This is a genomic window from Aeromonas rivipollensis (assembly GCF_037811135.1).
In the GTDB taxonomy this organism is placed as follows: Bacteria; Pseudomonadota; Gammaproteobacteria; order Enterobacterales; family Aeromonadaceae; genus Aeromonas; species Aeromonas rivipollensis.
Genome location: NZ_CP149130.1, coordinates 4052264 through 4065293 on the forward strand (window position 1 = coordinate 4052264; position 13030 = coordinate 4065293).

12 protein-coding genes are annotated in these 13030 nt (G+C 64.7%); 6 read left to right on the forward strand and 6 right to left on the reverse strand.

Features of this window, described 5'->3' with window-relative positions; all coding sequences use genetic code 11:
- Nucleotides 1-45 precede the first annotated feature (45 nt).
- On the forward strand, nucleotides 46-1425 hold the full coding sequence (gene dbpA, locus WIR04_RS18480; RefSeq protein WP_338888868.1) for an ATP-dependent RNA helicase DbpA: 1380 nt from the start codon (nucleotides 46-48) through the stop codon (nucleotides 1423-1425).
- 90 nt (nucleotides 1426-1515) lie between these two features.
- Entirely contained in the window at nucleotides 1516-1806 is a 291-nt protein-coding gene (locus WIR04_RS18485; protein ID WP_041206500.1) for a YkgJ family cysteine cluster protein, read from the forward strand.
- Nucleotides 1807-1839: 33 nt separating this feature from the next.
- Here the strand turns inward: WIR04_RS18485 and WIR04_RS18490 are convergent, their stop codons facing one another.
- Nucleotides 1840-2256 (reverse strand): hypothetical protein, encoded by a 417-nt coding sequence (locus tag WIR04_RS18490; protein WP_338888870.1) that lies wholly within the window; start codon nucleotides 2254-2256, stop codon nucleotides 1840-1842.
- A 259-nt stretch (nucleotides 2257-2515) separates the two neighbouring features.
- Between WIR04_RS18490 and WIR04_RS18495 the strand changes: the two genes are divergently transcribed.
- Nucleotides 2516-3910, forward strand: a complete 1395-nt coding sequence (locus WIR04_RS18495; RefSeq protein ID WP_338888871.1) for a PepSY domain-containing protein — start codon at nucleotides 2516-2518, stop codon at nucleotides 3908-3910.
- A gap of 69 nt (nucleotides 3911-3979) precedes the next feature.
- On the opposite strand, the gene WIR04_RS18500 is transcribed toward WIR04_RS18495, so the two are convergent.
- The 5 genes from WIR04_RS18500 to WIR04_RS18520 form a co-directional block, all read right to left on the reverse strand.
- Nucleotides 3980-4198: a DUF6500 family protein gene (locus WIR04_RS18500; RefSeq protein ID WP_338888872.1), complete on the reverse strand. Its 219-nt coding sequence runs from the start codon at nucleotides 4196-4198 to the stop codon at nucleotides 3980-3982.
- Between the two features lie 3 nt (nucleotides 4199-4201).
- A complete protein-coding gene (locus WIR04_RS18505) occupies nucleotides 4202-5224 on the reverse strand; it encodes a CobW family GTP-binding protein (RefSeq protein WP_338888873.1) in 1023 nt (340 codons plus the stop codon).
- Between the two features lie 126 nt (nucleotides 5225-5350).
- The gene (locus tag WIR04_RS18510; protein WP_025325546.1) at nucleotides 5351-5548 is read right to left on the reverse strand and encodes a YbdD/YjiX family protein; all 198 of its coding nucleotides are present in this window, start codon (nucleotides 5546-5548) and stop codon (nucleotides 5351-5353) included.
- 59 nt (nucleotides 5549-5607) lie between these two features.
- Nucleotides 5608-7734 (reverse strand): pyruvate/proton symporter CstA, encoded by a 2127-nt coding sequence (gene cstA, locus WIR04_RS18515; protein WP_338888875.1) that lies wholly within the window; start codon nucleotides 7732-7734, stop codon nucleotides 5608-5610.
- 285 nt (nucleotides 7735-8019) lie between these two features.
- A complete protein-coding gene (locus WIR04_RS18520; RefSeq protein ID WP_338888877.1) occupies nucleotides 8020-8925 on the reverse strand; it encodes a 1,4-dihydroxy-2-naphthoate polyprenyltransferase in 906 nt (301 codons plus the stop codon).
- A gap of 209 nt (nucleotides 8926-9134) precedes the next feature.
- Here WIR04_RS18520 and WIR04_RS18525 point away from each other — a divergent pair, with 209 nt between their 5' ends.
- Genes WIR04_RS18525 through menH form a run of 3 tightly spaced genes read left to right on the forward strand, consistent with a single transcriptional unit; the run spans nucleotide 9135 to nucleotide 12990 of the window.
- On the forward strand, nucleotides 9135-10454 hold the full coding sequence (locus WIR04_RS18525) for an isochorismate synthase (protein WP_338888879.1): 1320 nt from the start codon (nucleotides 9135-9137) through the stop codon (nucleotides 10452-10454).
- 30 nt (nucleotides 10455-10484) lie between these two features.
- Nucleotides 10485-12218, forward strand: coding sequence for a 2-succinyl-5-enolpyruvyl-6-hydroxy-3-cyclohexene-1-carboxylic-acid synthase (gene menD, locus WIR04_RS18530; RefSeq protein ID WP_338888881.1), 1734 nt, complete (start codon nucleotides 10485-10487; stop codon nucleotides 12216-12218).
- Nucleotides 12208-12990 (forward strand): 2-succinyl-6-hydroxy-2,4-cyclohexadiene-1-carboxylate synthase, encoded by a 783-nt coding sequence (gene menH, locus WIR04_RS18535; protein WP_420883435.1) that lies wholly within the window; start codon nucleotides 12208-12210, stop codon nucleotides 12988-12990. The genes menD and menH overlap by 11 nt, the downstream gene beginning before the upstream one ends.
- Nucleotides 12991-13030: the final 40 nt, after the last annotated feature.

Here is a 13030-nt window from a genome sequence, read left to right on the forward strand (position 1 = left end):
CTTAGCGCTCGCGCATCCCCGTTTTCTCCGAAATAGAGTCCTTTTGTGAACAACAGCGAATTTAGCAGCCTCAATCTCTCCCCCGCCCTGCAAGAGAACCTCACCAGCCTGGGTTACCTGCAGATGACCCCGATCCAGGCCCAGAGCCTGCCCCTGGTACTCGAAGGCAAAGACCTGATCGCCAAGGCAAAAACCGGCAGCGGCAAGACAGCCGCTTTCGCCCTGGGCCTGCTCTCCCGCCTCAACGTCAACCGTGTCGACGTACAGGCCCTGGTGCTCTGTCCGACCCGCGAGCTGGCGGATCAGGTGGCTCAGGAGATCCGTCGTCTGGCCCGCGCCCTGCCGAACGTCAAGCTGGTGACCCTGTGTGGCGGCACCCCGACCGCACCGCAATCCGCCACCCTGAGCTTCGGTGCCCACATCGCCGTCGGCACCCCGGGTCGCATTCTCAAACACCTGGAGCAGGGTACCCTGGAGCTCTCCAGCCTCGAGACGCTGGTGCTGGATGAAGCGGATCGCATGCTGGACATGGGCTTTGGCGAAGACATCAACAAGGTCATCAGCCATGCGCCCGAGCGCCGTCAGACCCTGCTGTTCTCCGCCACCTATCCGGAGGGGATAGCCCAGATGAGCCGTGGCGTGCAGCGCAACCCGGTGGAGGTGAGCGTGGAGTCCCTGCACGAGGGCAGCGCCATCGAACAGAAGCTGTATGAAGTGCCGGCCGGTCAGCGCCTCGACGCCCTCACTTGGCTGCTCAGCCACTATCAGCCGAGCTCCTGCGTGGTGTTCTGCAACACCAAGCGCGCCTGCAACGACGTGGCCGATCACCTGGCCGCCAAGGGTTTCTCGGCCCTGGCGCTGAACGGCGACCTGGAGCAGCGGGAGCGGGATCAGGTGCTGGTGCGCTTTGCCAACGGCAGCGCCACCATACTGGTCGCCACCGACGTGGCGGCCCGGGGCCTCGACATCAAGGAGCTGGGCGCCGTCATCAACTACGAGCTGACCTATGACCCTGAAGTGCATGTGCACCGCATCGGTCGTACCGGTCGTGCCGGCCAGCAGGGCCTGGCCCTGAGCCTCTATCAGCCGAACGAAGCCCAGCGCGTCAACCTGATCGAGGAGTACCAGCAGGCGCCGATGCCGCTGGGGGATCTCGACACCATTGGCCGCGACATCAAGCCGATAGCACCGCAGATGATGACCCTCTCCATCGATGCGGGCCGCAAGACCAAGGTGCGGGCCGGTGACATCCTGGGGGCCCTGACCGGCGAAGGCGGTATTGCTGGCGCCGATGTGGGCAAGATCCAGATCTCCGAGCAGTACTCCTACGTGGCGGTCAAGCGTCAGGTGGCGAGCGCCGCCCTCAAGCGGCTGCAGGAAGGCAAGATCAAGGGGCGCACCTACCGCGCCCGCAAACTGGGCTAAGGTTCTTCACAAGCCCTTAGCCAGACCACAGGCGCCTGACAGGCGCCTGTTTCATATATTTCGATGCCGCCATGCGGCAAGACAGGCACCATGACCCAAGCAATCCAAACCGACGTGAGCTGCCAGAACTGCGAAGCCTGCTGCTGCCGCCTCGAAGTGATGCTCTTTACCGACACAGGCGTGCCGGATCGCTATGTGCTCGATCGGGAAGGGGAGATCCCCGTGATGCGCCGGCTGGAAGATGGCTGGTGTGCGGCCCTGGACCGCAACACCATGATGTGCCGCATCTATGAGGTGCGCCCCCTCATCTGCCGCGAATTCGAGATGGGCGAGCCCGACTGCGTCGACGAGCGGGATAAATGGTTTATCAAGCTGGAATGAGACGGGCAGACAAGACGGCCCCGGGCTGACGGGTCAGCTCACCGGTGTGACGTTGCCGGGCCGGACGCCGAGCCGTTCCCCCAACCAGTGGATGGCTGCCGCCTCCTGCTCGAAGTAACCCACGGCCCTGAACGGCAGATCGCTGAAGACCTGATCCGCCAGATAGCGTTTGAACCCGCCCACCACCACGACCGCGAGAAAGGCGCAGCCATTGGCGGCGCACCAGCCAAACTGACGACGAAAGCGCGCCAGCACCTCGGGACCGGCGGCCTCGAACTCGGTCGCCACCTCGACAATCCCCCAGGGTGCGTCGCGCAATCCGGCGATCTGCTGGCTGAACGCAGCCTCATAGGCCATGGCGCCCGCCAGATTGAAGGGGCCGCTCGGGCGGCAGATCAGCACCTGCCCCTGTCGCTGCATCTCGAAATGGCCGTGTGGTTGCAAGTGCACGTCCTCCCCCTCCTCCTGAGTTTTTCACCGCGCCGACGACGCTGATGTTGCAACAAGGTAAGGATTTATATGCAAAAAGTCCATGGCACCCCGGCCAGCCCTGACAGGCGTTGACGCCAGAGGACACAGATCCGGCACGCTACGGAGCGAAGGAGGAGCCCGCATGTTCTGTTGCAGTTAATAAAACGTTGCTGCTATCATCCGCGCCACTCAAACATTCCACCAACTGAAACCTTTAGCCTTGGCGCAAGGATCAAAGATGAAGCATCAAGACGCGAGTTATTACCAAAGGATCTGGCGCTGGCACTTCTATGCCGGTCTCTTCGTCGCCCCCTTTCTGATCCTGCTCTCCCTCACCGGCATCCTGTATCTGTACAAACCCCAGCTCGACAACCTGCTCTACCCCGAGCTGATGAAGGTGACCCCCGCCACTCAGGCGCTGAGCGCCGATCAACTGCTGGCCAAGGCGAAGATCGCCATGCCCGATGCCAGCCTGCGCAAATACCTGCCCCCCGTGGCCAGTGACGCGAGTGCCCAGATCATCGTCAATCAGGACGATCGCGAGCTGACCCTCTTCATGGATCCCGCCAGCGGCGCCCTGCTCGGTACCATGGACAACAAGTGGAACCTGCAGGCGGTGGCCCGCGCCCTGCATGCGGAGCTGCTGCTCGGCACCACTGGGGATCGCCTGATCGAGCTGGCCGCCGGCTGGGGCATAGTGCTGCTCGTCAGCGGACTCTACCTGTGGTGGCCGCGCAAGGGGCCCGGCGTAGGGGGCATACTTTGGCCCAGAATGAACCAGCGCGGACGCCTCTGGTGGCGGGATCTGCACGCCGTGGTCGGCTTCTGGGGGGCGGGTTTCCTGCTGCTGCTGCTCTTGAGCGGCATGACCTGGACCGGCTTCTGGGGCGATCGGTTCGCCAACGTCTGGAACCGTTTCCCGGCCGCCATGTGGAACGAGGTGCCGAAATCCGCTCCTCTCGCCCGCACCCTCAACCATGCCCATGAACAGACTGTGCCCTGGGCCGTCGAGAACACCCCCATGCCGAGCTCGCAGCCGGCGCCGGAAAGCCATGATCACAGCGCCATGAACCATGGCGGGGAACACGATGGCATGGTCATGGCCAGCCACAGCATCCCCCTGCAACGGGTAGTGGAGATCGCCACTGAGCGCGGGGTTCACCCGGGTTACAGCATCACGCCGCCGGTCGGTGACACCGGTGTCTACACCATAGCCCTGTTCGCCGATGACCCGCGCAACGACGCCACCCTGCACATCGATCAATACAGCGGCAAGGTGCTGGCCGACGTGCGCTGGCAGGATTACGGCCCGGTCGCCAAGACGGTGGAAACCGGCGTCATGCTGCACACCGGCAAGCTCTACGGCTGGCCCCACCAGCTCGTCATGCTGATCATCTGCCTGATGGTGCTGGCAAGCTCGGTGAGCGGGCTCTGGATCTGGTGGAGCCGCCGTCCCCGGGGCCGGCTCGCCGCCCCGCCCCTGCCCGCCAAGTTGCCCCCCATGGGTGGTGCCATCGCCGTGCTGGTGCTGCTCGGGATCTGCTTCCCCCTGGTGGGTGCCTCCATGCTGGTCATCTGGCTGCTGGACTGCCTCTTCTTCTCCCGCCGGACCGCCGTGGCACCCGCCAGCTAAGGCCATTCGGTGACACACTGCAAACAAGAAGGGCTCCTCATCAGGAGCCCTTCTTGTTTCATCCCCGCCCTATTTCATGGTCTCGACCAACGCGATGATCTTGCGCGCCTTCTCGAAGTGGTCGAGTCTCTGGGTCTGGATCCACCAGGTCGCCGCCTCCATCAGCAGCTCGGGATCGTCGTTCCTGTTGGCGAAAAAGGCATAGAAGGAGACACCCACCCCCTCCCCCTTCTGGGCAATCTTCTGGTGGCAGACCTGGATGATTTTCTTTTTCAGTGATTCACGCATCTGTCATTTTTCCTCAGGCCGGGTCAGGGCGAACCCCTCTTCCAGTGCCTCCAGAGGCAGGTAGCGACCGATCACCACCAGCCGCGAGCAGGGCACCTCGTCACCCCAGGGAGAGCCGTAATCGAACCCTGCCACCCTGTGCACCCCCTGCACTATCAGCCGGCGCGGCTCCCCGGCGATGGCCAGCACTCCCTTGTAGCGCAACATGTCGTTGCCATGCTGCTCTATGCACTGCTCCATGAAGGCCCCTATCTTCTTCAAGTCCAGCTCGCCCCCCTCGAACAGGTGGGCCGAGATGACATCCTGCCAGGAGCGGGCCCGGGCCGAGAGGGGCGCAAACGCCTCGACGCCCTGACCGCTCCCACGCACTATCTTGATACCTTGGCTCAGGCTCAGCTCGTCGCTCAGGGAGAAGGCATCCAGATCGAGCCAGAGTCCGGCCGGACACTCCCCCCGCACTATGTCGATGATCTGCGCCCTGGGGTTGATGCCCTGGACTCGCGCTATGGCCGCCTCCCGGGTCGCCCCGTCCAACCGATCCGTCTTGGTAAGCAGGATGCGGTCGGCAAAGCCGAGCTGGGCCGCCGCCACCGGATGCTCATCCAGCTGGCGGCCTATGTGTTCACAGTCGGCCAGGGTGATGACGGCATCGAGACGCAGGGTATCCCGCAATGCTTCTTCAACGAAAAAGGTCTGGATGATGGGGGCGGGATCGGCGAGCCCGGTGGTCTCGACGATCAGCCGCTCGAACTGCAACTCCCCCGTCGCCCGCCGGGCCAGCAGATCCCTCAGGGCGGCCCGAAATTCACCCCGCACGCTGCAGCAGACGCAGCCGTTGCTGAGCTCCACCACGCTGACCCCCGAGCCTCCCTCCAGCAGGGCTCCGTCGATATTGGCGGCGCCGAACTCGTTCTCGAGGATGGCCACGGAGGCATCGCCATGGCGGCGCAGGAAGTGGTTGAGCAAGGTGGTCTTGCCGGCGCCGAGAAAACCGGTCAGCAGAGTGACCGCTACAGCATTCGTCATGATGGGAGTCCTGTGGTGAGGGGGCTAGTCGCAGTGTCCGCTATATCCGGCCAGCGCCGAGAAAACCGTTCAATCAAGGGTGACCGCTACAGCATTCGTCATGATGGGAGTCCTGTGATGGGTCTATTAACAGCAGCGCCCGCCATTCTTGCCGCCGTAGCGGGCATCCTGGCGTTCGCGAAAGAACTCGTCGTGGCTCATGGGGGTCTGCTCCGGGTGAGTCAGCCGCATGTGCTGCACATAGTTGTCGTAATCGGGCACACCCACCATCAGCCTGGCGGTCTGCCCCAGATACTTGCCCGCCTTGGCCAGGGTATCAAACATGCTAGCTCCTTGGGTGCCATTGATGAGGAGCCGGCACCCTGGGGTGCCGGCCCGCTGACTTACTTGAGGCTGGGAGCCAGATCCCCATCGTCATCAGACTGGGGCCGGGCGGCACCCTGTTGCGCCGGCATCGGCTGATAGGGGGTCTCGTTGGCGGTCGGCTGCGGGTTTCTCAGCGCCTTGAGGGCCGTCTTCAGGGAGAAGCCGGCGAGTACCACCACCACCCCCATGAAGAAGATGGTCAGCCCCGCATCGAGGCGGTTGTTGAACACCAGCTGGGCCAGCTGTGACTCGGTGTACTGGGCCGGTATGGCGCCGCTGTCGATCATCGCCTGGAACTTGTTGGCGATGGCCAGGAAGCCGAGCTTGGGATTGTCGCTGAAGGTCTTCTCCCAACCCGCAGACAGGGTGCAGATGAGCAGCCAGCTGGTGGGCAGCAGGGCCACCCAGGCATAGGCCTGACGCTTCATCTTGAACAGCACCACGGCGCACAACATCAGCGCCATGCCCGCCAGCATCTGGTTGGCGATGCCGAACAGCGGCCACAGGGTGTTGATGCCGCCGAGCGGGTCCACCACCCCCTGATGCAGGAAGTAACCCCAGGCCAGCACGCACAAGGCAGTTGCGAGCAGGTTGGCCGGCAGGGAGTCGGTGCGTTTCAGGGAGGGGGAGATGACCCCCATCAGATCCTGCAGCATGAAGCGCGCCGCCCGGGTGCCGGCATCCACGGCGGTGAGGATGAAGAGCGCCTCGAACAGGATGGCGAAGTGATACCAGAAGGCGACGTTCATCAGGCCGCCGAGGGCACCGTGCAGTATGTAGGCCATGCCGACCGCCAGGGTCGGGGCGCCGCCGGCACGGGAGATGATGCTCTGCTCACCCACCTCGCTGGCGATGCGGGTCAGGGTCTCCGGGGTGATCTGGAAGCCCCAGCTGCTCACCACGGCGGCGGCGGAGACCACCACATCGGCGGTGCCCGCCGGTACCAGCACCGCCATGGGGCTGTTCATGGCGAAGTAGACGCCCGGATCGATGACGCAGGCGGAGACCAGGGCCATGATGGCGACGAAGGACTCCATCAACATGCCGCCGTAGCCGATGAAGCAGGCCTGGTTCTCGTTGGCCAGCATCTTGGGGGTGGTGCCGGAAGAGATGAGCGCATGGAAGCCGGAGACGGCGCCGCAGGCGATGGTGATGAACAGGAAGGGGAACAGATCCCCGGCCCAGACCGGGCCTGTCCCGTCCACGAACTGGGTCAGCGCCGGCATCTGCAGGGTCGGCTGGGTCACCAGTATGCCGATGGCCAGGCCTATGATGGTGCCTATCTTGAGGAAGGTGGAGAGGTAGTCCCGCGGCGCCAGCAGCAGCCAGACCGGCAGCACAGAGGCGACGAAGCCGTAGCCCACCAGCATCCAGGTCAACTGCACCCCGTCGAAGTCGAAGTAGGGGGCCCAGGTCTCGCTCTCGGCCACCCAGCCACCGGAGACGATGGCGAAGATGAGGCACACCAGACCTATGATGGAAACCTCACCGATGCGCCCCGGCCTCAGGTAACGGGTGTAGATCCCCATGAAGATGGCAAGGGGTATGGTGAAGGCCACTGTGTAGGTGCCCCAGGGGCTGTGGGTGAGCGCCTTGACCACTATCATCGCCAGCACCGCCAGTATGATCACCATGATCATGAAGGTGGCGACCAGGGCGATGACCCCGGCGACCGGGCCCATCTCCGACTTGATCAGCTCGCCGAGGGAGCGACCATCGCGACGGGTGGAGACGAACAGCACCATGAAGTCCTGCACCGCCCCCGCCAGCACCACCCCGGCCAGCAGCCAGAGCATGCCGGGCAGATAGCCCATCTGGGCCGCCAGCACGGGACCCACCAGGGGACCGGCGCCGGCGATGGCGGCGAAGTGGTGGCCAAACAGCACCTTCTTGTCGGTCGGCACATAGTCCAGACCGTCGTTGTGCCGCACCGCCGGCGTCATGCGGCTGCTGTCGACCGCCAGCACCCGCTTGGCGATGAAGAGCCCGTAGTAGCGGTAGGCAATAAGATAAACGCACACAGCCGCGACTACTATCCAGAGCGCGTTGATCTGCTCGCCCCTGTTGAGGGCGATGTAACCGAGGGAGCTGGCGCCCAGCAGTGCCAGAAGCCCCCATCCAAGATGTTTCCCTAAGCTGTCCATAAGCCTGTCCCTGCCATTGGTTTTTTACATATGAAACCCCATACGCTTACATCTCTATAGCAATCGACGCCGTGCCACAATCGAGGCCCGTCACAAGTCGGCGACCCGTTCCGAGAATTTCTCAATATTGCCAGCCGGATCACGGCCATCAGGCCTGGAGCAGGAGGGAAAAGCGCTGAAATGCTTGAAGAAAACGGCAAGGCACACCAACAGAAAGGGCCCCTTCAACGGGGCCCTTCTTCGTCTGGCGCACTACAAGCAGCGTCAGTCCATGGCGCACAGTGCTCAGGAGAGTGCCAGCCCGATGGCGAGCAGCAGGCTGAACAGGAAGGCGCTGATGGCGGTCTTCTTGAGGGCGCCGGTCAATACCTCGCCGTCGAAGCTCTCGCGCAGGGTGCGGGCGGCATCGGTGAGAGGCTTGATGGCGGGCAGGAAGATCCAGGGCCAGATGCTCGCGGGCTGGGTCAGCAGGAAGGCGATGGTGGCCAGCAGCGCCGCCCCCAGCAGCACCCAGTGGTAGGCGATGGCGCGGTTGCGGCCGAGCCGCACCGCCAGGGTGATCTTGCCGCTGGCGGCATCGCTCTCTATGTCCCGCACATTGTTGATGTTGAGCACGGCGGTGGCCAGCAGGCCGCAGGCGGTGGCGGGCAGCAGCAGATCCCACTGCAGGGTATGGGTGAACAGGTAGTAGGAGCCGAGCACCCCCAGCAGGCCGAAGAACAGGAATACCGAGATGTCCCCGAAACCGCGATAGCCGTAAGGGGTCTTGCCCACCGTGTAGGTGATGGCCGCGACTATGGCCGCCCCCCCCAGCAGGATGAACGTCAGGATCTGCTGCCACTGCTCCCCGAAGGCGCAGACCAGCAGGGAGAGGCCACTCACCACGGCCGCCAGCGCGGTCAATCCCATGGCAATGCACATCTGGTGGCGGGTGATGAGACCGGACACAACGGCACGCTGGGGCCCGATCCGCTCGCCGTTGTCGGCCCCGGAGACCGCATCACCATAGTCATTGGCCAGATTGGAGAGGATCTGCAGCAGTATGGCGGTCAGCAGGGAGAGGCCCATGATGGCGCCGTCGAAGGCCCCCCGACTGGCTGCGAGCCCCGAGCCCAGCAAAATGGAGGAGCACGCCAGGGGCAGTGTTCGCAAACGCGCCGCCAGCAACCAAACAGAGAAGGTATTTGTCATATTGTGATGGCCAAACAATCAGATATTGATCGTGTTAAGGGTTATCGAACCGGATTTAGGTATACTTGGCTCCGTGGGGGCTGGGCTCCCTCGGGCAATTTACATGGAAGAATGGGCAGATAATATATAGGAAATCATCGCCCTTTGGCATCAACCTGCGCCATCCTCCCCCAGAGCGATTGCGACTATCCGGCTCAGACAAGACATCCATGTTGGCTCAGACCCATCTCAAGCAACAACTGGACGCCCTGCGTCACAGCAATGTCAGCGGCTTCGTGCGGTTGCGCGTGGCGGCCAACGTCGACCTCTTCCCGGGATGGCTGGCGGCGCAGACCCTGTATCCCCGCATCTATTGGCAGGCCCGCGGTCCCAGGAGCCCCGAGTACGTGGCCCTCGGCGCCATCCACGAGCTGACCCGACCAGCGGATATCCAGCGGGTCTGCGATCTCGCCAACGCAGGCAGTGAAGACAGCCCCCGCTACTACGGCGGCCTGGCGTTCGATCCGGCCCAACCCGGCTGGCAGGGATTCGGCTCCTGCCGCTTCGTGCTGCCGCGCATCGAGCTGGTGCGCCGGGGGGAGTGTGTCAGCCTCTGCCTCAACCTCTGGCTGACCGACGGCAATCTGGATGCCGAACTGCAGGCGGCCGAGGCCGCCCTCGACGCCCTGAAACCGGAAGCCCCCCTGCCCCCACTGCAAAAACACCTCTGGCAGCGCCAGGATGTCCCGGGTCAGGCCCAGTGGCAAACCCTGGTAGAGCGGGTGACCAGCCCCGCCTTTCAGGCCCACACTCCCAAGGTGGTGCTCTCCCGGGAGAGCGTGCTGACCCGCCAGCATGGGGATGATCCCCTCTGCCCCTGGGCCCTGCTCACCCAGTGGGCAAGTCACGCCCAGGAGTGCTTCCACTTCGGCTTCCAGTTCTCCCCCGAGCAGAGCTTCATCTCCTGCTCCCCCGAGCGCCTCTATCGCCGGGAGCGCGGCCACCTCTTCACCGAGGCGCTGGCAGGCACCATACGCCGCTCCGGTGACGAGGCGGCCGACGCGGCCCTGGCCGCCGAGCTGCTGGCCGACAGCAAGAACCGGCTGGAGAACCGGCTGGTCCACGCAGACATCCTGAGCCGACTGGCCCCCCTCACCACGGACGCCACCCTGACCGAGCCGCGCATCCTGAAACTGCGGCTGCTGCAACACCTCAAGTGCGACATCGAGGCCGAGCTCAAACCCGGTGTGTGCGACTGGCAGCTGCTGGCTGCCCTGCACCCGACTCCTGCGGTGGGCGGCGCCCCCCGCGAGGCGGCGCTGGCCTTTATCCGCGAATGTGAACCTTACCAGCGCGGCTGGTACGCCGGTGCCTGCGGCATGCTGAGCCGGGAGACCTCGGAGTTCTCGGTCGCCATCCGCAGCGCCCGCATCAGGGCGCAGGGCATCAGCCTGTTTGCCGGTGCCGGCATAGTGGCCGGGTCAGAGCCCGCCGCCGAGTGGGCCGAACTCGACAACAAGATCGCCAACGTGCTCTCCCTGCTGGGATAGCGTTTTTCATCGACCCACTGCGAGAGCCATATGCCCGCCAGCCAATTGCCTGAGCACCGAGCGTTTGCCAGCCAGCATGCCACCTTCAACCACGTCTGGTCTTCCCTCTTGCTGGAAGAGCTCTATCGCCTCGGGGTGCGGGACATAGCGCTGGCCTCGGGCTCCCGCTCGGCGCCGCTCACCATGGCCGCCGCCGCCCATCCAGGCTTTCGCCGTCACCTCCACTTCGACGAGCGGGGTCTGGGCTTCATGGCGCTGGGGCTGGCCAAGGGGAGCGGCCGACCGGTGGCGGTGATCATGACCTCGGGCACTGCGGTGGCCAACCTCTGGCCCGCGGTGGCCGAGGCACAACTCACAGGCGTGCCGCTGATTATTCTCTCGGCCGATCGACCGCCTGAGCTTATCGACAACGGCGCCAACCAGGCCATCGACCAGCAGGGGATCTTCGGTCGCTACCCCGTCCATCAGCAGAACCTGCCGAGCCCCACCCCGACCATACCGGCGGCCTTCGTGCTGAGCTCGGTGGATCAGGCCCTGGCCAGACAGGCACTGACCCCGGGGCCAGTTCACTTCAACTGCATGTATCCCGAGCCCCTCTATCCCGGCGAGGCGTACCTGGATTTTTCCGACTACCTGGCCCCGCTCGGTGACTGGCTCCATTCAAGGGAGCCCTGGAGCCCCTGGCAGCAGGGCGAGCAGCACTGCCCCCGCCAGCCCGACTGGGCCGCCTTGCAGGGCAAACGCGGCGTCATAGTCGCGGGCCGCATTCAGGATCCTGCCGAGGCTCAGAGGGTGGCCCAGCTGGCCGAGCGCCTCGGCTGGCCGCTGCTGGCGGACTTGCAGAGCCAGATCCGCTTCGACAGCCGCAACCTCATCCACACGGATCTCGCCCTGCAAAACAGCTGCTTCGTGACCGAGCTGGCCCGGGCCGAGGTGCTGCTGCAATTCGGTGCCCGCCTCATCTCCAAGCGGCTCGGCCAGTTCATCAAGCAGCACCCCTGGCAGGATTACTGGCTGGTGGACCCGCAGCCGGCCAGGCTGGATCCGGACTACCGGCTGCGTCGCCGCCTGGTGTGTACGCCCGGCGCCTTCGCCGCGGCCCATCCGGTGGACCACCGCCATCTGCCCTGGCACCGGCTGGCGGAGCGCCAGCAGGGCATCAGCAGTCACATTCGCCGTGCCTGCGATCGCTTCTCCGAACTCGGGGTCTGCCACCAGCTGACCCAGCTCATCCAGGGTCAGCTGTTCGTCGGCAACAGCATGCCGGCCCGGCTGATGGACATGCTCGGCGAAACCGGCAAGGGCCCCAGCCGGCTGATGACCAACCGTGGCGCCTCCGGCATCGACGGCCTGATCGCCACGGCCTTCGGTTTCTCCCTGTCCAGCGATGAGCCGACCACCCTGCTGCTCGGCGATCTCAGCGCCCTGCACGATCTCAACAGCCTGGCCCTGCTCGGCAAGGGGAGCCAGCCGCTGGTGGTGATCCTGCTCAACAACGACGGCGGCAGCATCTTCCGCATGCTGCCGGTACCGACTAAAGATGCGTTGCTGGAGACCTACTACTGCCTGCCCCACGGCCTGCACTTCGAGCACGCCGCCGCCATGTTCGGCCTGCACTACCGGGCGCCGACCACCCTGGCCGAGTTCGAGCAAGATTACGCAACCGCCCTGGAAAAAGGGGTAACCCTGATTGAAATCAAGGTGCCGAACAACGAGGTGGCCGAGGATCTGAAGGCATTGGGGACGGCTATCCGTGGTCATTGAACCTACGTCTCTCGAGCAGGAACGGGCGCCGCTGGTGCTGCTGCACGGTCTGCTCGGCAACGCCGACGACTGGCAGCCAGTGATCGAGGCAATGCCTGGAATCGATTGCCACGCGCTGGACTTGCCGGGCCACGGCAGCAACAAGGGGCTGAGAGTGAGCGGCTTTGACGAGGCCCACGAGTGGCTTTGCGGCGAGCTGGCCGCGCGGGGTATAACGCGCTACCGGCTGGCGGGCTACTCCCTGGGGGGACGGCTCGCCCTCTATCACGCCAGCCAGTACCCCGCCGGCTTGCAGGCGCTCTTGCTGGAGAACTGCCATCCGGGTCTGCCGGTGGCCGAGCGCGCCGCCCGCCTCGCACACGACGAGGGCTGGGCCCGGCGCTTCGAGCGCGAACCCCTGGCCCTGGTGCTGGCGGACTGGTACCGGCAGGGGGTGTTCGCCGATCTGGACGAGGAGGCCCGTGGCCGCCAAATGGCGAAACGCCTTGGCAACGAGGGTTCCGCCGTGGCGACCATGCTGCGCGCCACCTCCCTTGGTAAGCAGCCGGATCTCGCCCCCTGGCTGGGCCAAACCCGGTTGCCGGTGCGCTGGATCTCCGGCAGCCGGGATCACAAATTCCATCGCCTGGCTTGCCAGCTGGTCAAGCAAGGCTGCAATATCAATCACTTGGCTCTGGATGGCGGGCACAACCTGCACGCCAGCCAGCCCGACACCTTTGCCCGGCTCCTGCGGGACTGGGTCAAGCAACCAGAAAAGAAGAGTCATGACTGACGCAATGACGGAAGCGCAACCCCATGCCACCGTCGTCCCT

What these genes read in the sequence shown, in the direction of transcription:
- WIR04_RS18495 (WP_338888871.1), top strand. Translation starts at nt 2,516, where the DNA reads ATGAAGCATCAAGACGCGAGTTATTACCAAAGGATCTGGCGCTGGCAC.
- WIR04_RS18505 (WP_338888873.1), bottom strand. Translation starts at nt 5,224, where the DNA reads ATGACGAATGCTGTAGCGGTCACTCTGCTGACCGGTTTTCTCGGCGCC.
- menD (WP_338888881.1), top strand. Translation starts at nt 10,485, where the DNA reads ATGCCCGCCAGCCAATTGCCTGAGCACCGAGCGTTTGCCAGCCAGCAT.
- WIR04_RS18500 (WP_338888872.1), bottom strand. Translation starts at nt 4,198, where the DNA reads ATGCGTGAATCACTGAAAAAGAAAATCATCCAGGTCTGCCACCAGAAG.
- WIR04_RS18520 (WP_338888877.1), bottom strand. Translation starts at nt 8,925, where the DNA reads ATGACAAATACCTTCTCTGTTTGGTTGCTGGCGGCGCGTTTGCGAACA.
- cstA (WP_338888875.1), bottom strand. Translation starts at nt 7,734, where the DNA reads ATGGACAGCTTAGGGAAACATCTTGGATGGGGGCTTCTGGCACTGCTG.
- WIR04_RS18510 (WP_025325546.1), bottom strand. Translation starts at nt 5,548, where the DNA reads ATGTTTGATACCCTGGCCAAGGCGGGCAAGTATCTGGGGCAGACCGCC.
- WIR04_RS18485 (WP_041206500.1), top strand. Translation starts at nt 1,516, where the DNA reads ATGACCCAAGCAATCCAAACCGACGTGAGCTGCCAGAACTGCGAAGCC.
- WIR04_RS18525 (WP_338888879.1), top strand. Translation starts at nt 9,135, where the DNA reads ATGTTGGCTCAGACCCATCTCAAGCAACAACTGGACGCCCTGCGTCAC.